General features: G+C 62.6%; 4 protein-coding genes. All 4 read right to left on the reverse strand.

Annotated features, from left to right (window positions below; translation table 11 throughout):
* The coding region (locus tag EOC93_RS32925) for a DNA translocase FtsK 4TM domain-containing protein (protein ID WP_206532298.1) at positions 1 to 456 on the reverse strand (456 nt) is incomplete at its 3' end.
* A 258-nt stretch (positions 457 to 714) separates the two neighbouring features.
* The gene (locus EOC93_RS32930; RefSeq protein ID WP_095484921.1) at positions 715 to 2,142 is read right to left on the reverse strand and encodes an ammonium transporter; all 1,428 of its coding nucleotides are present in this window, start codon (positions 2,140 to 2,142) and stop codon (positions 715 to 717) included.
* 31 nt (positions 2,143 to 2,173) lie between these two features.
* Positions 2,174 to 2,512, reverse strand: a complete 339-nt coding sequence (locus EOC93_RS32935) for a P-II family nitrogen regulator (RefSeq protein WP_073985197.1) — start codon at positions 2,510 to 2,512, stop codon at positions 2,174 to 2,176.
* A 220-nt stretch (positions 2,513 to 2,732) separates the two neighbouring features.
* Positions 2,733 to 3,608, reverse strand: coding sequence for an acyl-CoA thioesterase II (gene tesB / locus EOC93_RS32940; protein WP_127206700.1), 876 nt, complete (start codon positions 3,606 to 3,608; stop codon positions 2,733 to 2,735).
* Positions 3,609 to 3,684 lie beyond the last annotated feature (76 nt).

Consider the following 3,684-nt stretch of genomic DNA (forward strand, 5'->3'; position numbering starts at 1 on the left):
GTTGAGCACCATGTCGCCGAACACGCCGCCGAGACCGGTCGGCAGCGGCCAGGTCTTGGGCGGCACCACGCAGCCGGCCATGGCCGCGGCAAGCACCGCGTAGCCGAACCAGGCGAGCCCGCGCTTCGGCAGCCTGTCGACGCCGCGCGCCGAAAACAGCAGAAATCCCCAGACCACTGCCGGCACCAGCGCCGCGACCGCGGCAAGGCCGAAGAACTGCATGGCAAGGTCGGAGAAGACAGCGCCCACATAGCCCATGGCGTTGGTGACGATGTTATCGGTGGCGTGGGAGAAGCTTGGGTCGGCGACGTTCCAGGTGGCGAGGCTGGCGATACCGAAGGCGACCAGCGCAAACAGGCCGGCGCCGACCAGCCGGCCGACCTGACGCCGTGCGAATGCCCCGATGCCGTGCCCCGTATCGGCCAGCGCGAGCGGTGCTGAAGCCCCTGAACGCATGCTCTTCCCCGTCTGTAATTGCCCGGCCGGACGCGTGCGCACAGCTCGGCAGATTCGGGCACCAGACTATCGGCGGGAAGGTTAAGGCAGCATTAACTATAAGGGATTGGGGGAAGTATCTTGCGGCGGGTATCTGGCACGGCATCTGCGCGCAAAAAAGAGGCCCGGAAACGTTCCGGGCCTCAATGCGTGAGCCCTTCTGGAGCGTCACGACGGGATGGGAGGATGCGGGGCGGCCAAGGCCGCCCCGGACAAGACTTATGGGTGATAGGCCGCTTCGCCATGCGAGGTGAGGTCGAGCCCTTCACGCTCTGCATCGGCTGTCGGACGCAGGCCCACGATCATATCGACGATCTTGTAGAGGATCGCGCTGCCGATGCCCGACCACAGGACGGTTACCAGGACACCCTTGAACTGCGACCACAGCTGGGTGGCCGTGCCGGCATAGCCGGCGGCGAAGTCGGCTGTCGAATAATCGACGACGCCGGCGCCGCCAAGGGCGGGATTGACCAGGATGCCGGTGCCGAGCGCGCCGATGATGCCGCCGATGCAGTGGATGCCGAAGACATCAAGGCTATCGTCGTAGCCGAACTTGTTCTTCACCACCGAGACGAAGAAGTAGCAGACGCAGGTGGCGACGATGCCGAGCACGATGACGCCCATAGGTCCGGCAAAGCCGGCAGCGGGCGTGACGGCGACAAGGCCGGTAACAGCGCCCGAAACCGCGCCGAGCATGGACGCTTTGCCGCGGAGCAGCGTTTCAAGCACGATCCAGGTCACGGCCGCCGCCGCTGTGGCGACGAAGGTGTTGACCATCGCCAGCACCGCGTAGGCGTTGGCTTCGAGGTTCGAACCGGCGTTGAAACCGAACCAGCCGACCCACAGCAGCGAAGCGCCGACCATGGTCAACGTCATCGAGTGCGGCGCCATGACGTCCTTGTTGTAGCCGATGCGCTTGCCGACCATCAGCGCGCCGACAAGGCCGGCGATGCCCGCATTGATGTGAACGACGGTGCCGCCGGCGAAGTCGATGGCGCCGAAGCTGAAGATGAGCCCTGACGGGTCGCTATAAGCGCTCGGGCCACCCCAGAACCAGACCATATGCGCGATCGGGAAGTAGACGAACGTGACCCAGAGGATGGTGAAAAGGATCACGGCGGAGAACTTGATGCGTTCGGCGAAGGCGCCGACGATCAGGGCGGGGGTGATGCAGGCGAAGCTCATCTGGAAGATGACGAACACCAGCTCAGGAATGGCGACGCCCTTGGTGAAGGTTTCCGACAGCGTCGTCACGTCGACGCCGGCGAGAAACATCTTGGAAAGGCCGCCGATGAAGGCATTGCCGGGGGTGAAGGCAAGGCTGTAGCCGTAGAAAACCCAGACGATCATGACCACGCTGGTGATGGTGAAAACCTGCATCAGCACCGACAGCATATTCTTGGCGCGAACCAGGCCGCCGTAGAAAAGGGCAAGGCCGGGAATGGTCATCAACAGCACCAGAATGGTGGAAATCATCATCCAAGTCGTGTCGCCCTTGTCGACGGTAAAGGCCGGCACCGCTGGCGCTGCCGGTGCGGCCGGAGCTGCTTCCTGCGCAAATGCGGCAATCGTGCCTAAGGCTCCAAGTGTGAACGCGCCCAGCAGCGCGGTGCGCGCCGCGGACTTCAAAGTAGAAGGAATATTCATTGAACTCTCCATTGGAATACGTGTCCGCAGCTCAAAGCGCGTCGGTGTCTGTTTCGCCGGTGCGAATGCGCACCGCCTGGTCGATGCCGAAAACGAAGATCTTGCCGTCGCCGATCTGTCCGGTCTTGGCCGCCGCGGTGATGGCTTCGACGGCCTTGTCGACCATGTCCACGCCGACCGCGACTTCGATCTTGATCTTCGGCAGGAAGCTGACCGCGTATTCCGCCCCGCGATAGATTTCCGTATGTCCCTTCTGACGCCCGTAGCCTTTGACTTCGGTGACGGTCAGGCCCTGGATGCCGACTGCGGTGAGCGCTTCGCGCACCTCGTCGAGCTTGAACGGCTTGATGATTGCCATCACGATTTTCATAAGGTTTCACCCTTTGCTGTTGCGGGTCCCCCGCGTTTATACGACTTCGCCGATCCCCATGAGAGCCGGAGAGTGCCCGCTAGGATTCAAGCTCCGTGCCAATTGCCGAAGCAGGGTGTTAACCTGTTGTTAAATAAGGAATTGGGGAAGGTTTGTCGGCTGACTGTTCATAGTCGCGGCAGCGCAGCTGATTAAAAAGTAGGCAATTTTGGAAATTTGCCTATTCGGCAGGCGACCGCTTCAGCCTGATGAGGCCTTCCTGGGCAACCGAGGCGATCAGCGTGCCGTCGCGGGCAAACAGCGACCCGCGGGTGAACCCCCGCGACCCTTGCGTCGACGGGCTGTCCTGCGTGTAGAGCATCCAGTCGTCGAGCGGATGGCTGCGGTGGAACCACATTGCGTGATCGAGGCTCGCCGCCTGGATGTCGCTGTCGAAAATGGCGCGGCCATGCGCAAAGGTCGAGGTGTCAAGCAGCGTCATATCGGAAAGATAGGCAAGCACGGCCGCCTGCGTGGCGCGATCGGCCGGAACCGGGCCGGTCGTGCGGATCCAGATGTTCTGCTTCGGCTCCAGCTTTTCCCGACTGGTGTAATGCTCCAGCATCACCGGTTTCATCTCGATCGGCCGGTCACGCTCCCAGTAGCGCCTGATGCCGTCTGGCACGGCCTCGCCGAACTTGCCGATCAATTCGCGCTGCGACAGCAATGTGTCGGGCGCCGGCACGTCCTGCGGCATCGCCACCTGATGCTCGAGCCCGACTTCGTCCTGCTGGAACGAGGCTTCCAGCGAAAAGATCGCCTGGCCGTGCTGGACCGCCACGACACGCCGCGTGGTGAAGGAGCCGCCATCGCGGATGCGGTCGACCTGGTAGATGATCGGCACCTTGGTGTCGCCGGGCCGCATGAAATAGCCATGCAGCGAATGCACGTGGCGTTCGGGCTCCACCGTTCGCTGGGCAGCGACCAGCGCCTGGGCGATGGTCTGGCCGCCGAAGATACGTTGCCAGTCGAGCTTGGGGCTGCGACCACGGTACAGGTTGTGTTCCAGCTGCTCGAGGTCGAGAATGCTGAGAAGCTCGTCCATGGCCGCCGTCATGTTTCGCGCCCTGTCGTTTTGATTTCGAACTTCGTCCAGCCGCAGAAGTGTTATGGCGGTTTCCGACAGGAATGAC

Origin of the sequence: Mesorhizobium sp. M6A.T.Ce.TU.002.03.1.1 (genome assembly GCF_003997275.1) — a bacterium.
In the GTDB taxonomy this organism is placed as follows: Bacteria; Pseudomonadota; Alphaproteobacteria; order Rhizobiales; family Rhizobiaceae; genus Mesorhizobium; species Mesorhizobium mediterraneum.

Coding starts and splice junctions, on each gene's coding strand:
- EOC93_RS32935 (WP_073985197.1), bottom strand. CDS start 2,512: ATGAAAATCGTGATGGCAATCATCAAGCCGTTCAAGCTCGACGAGGTG.
- tesB (WP_127206700.1), bottom strand. CDS start 3,608: ATGACGGCGGCCATGGACGAGCTTCTCAGCATTCTCGACCTCGAGCAG.
- EOC93_RS32930 (WP_095484921.1), bottom strand. CDS start 2,142: ATGAATATTCCTTCTACTTTGAAGTCCGCGGCGCGCACCGCGCTGCTG.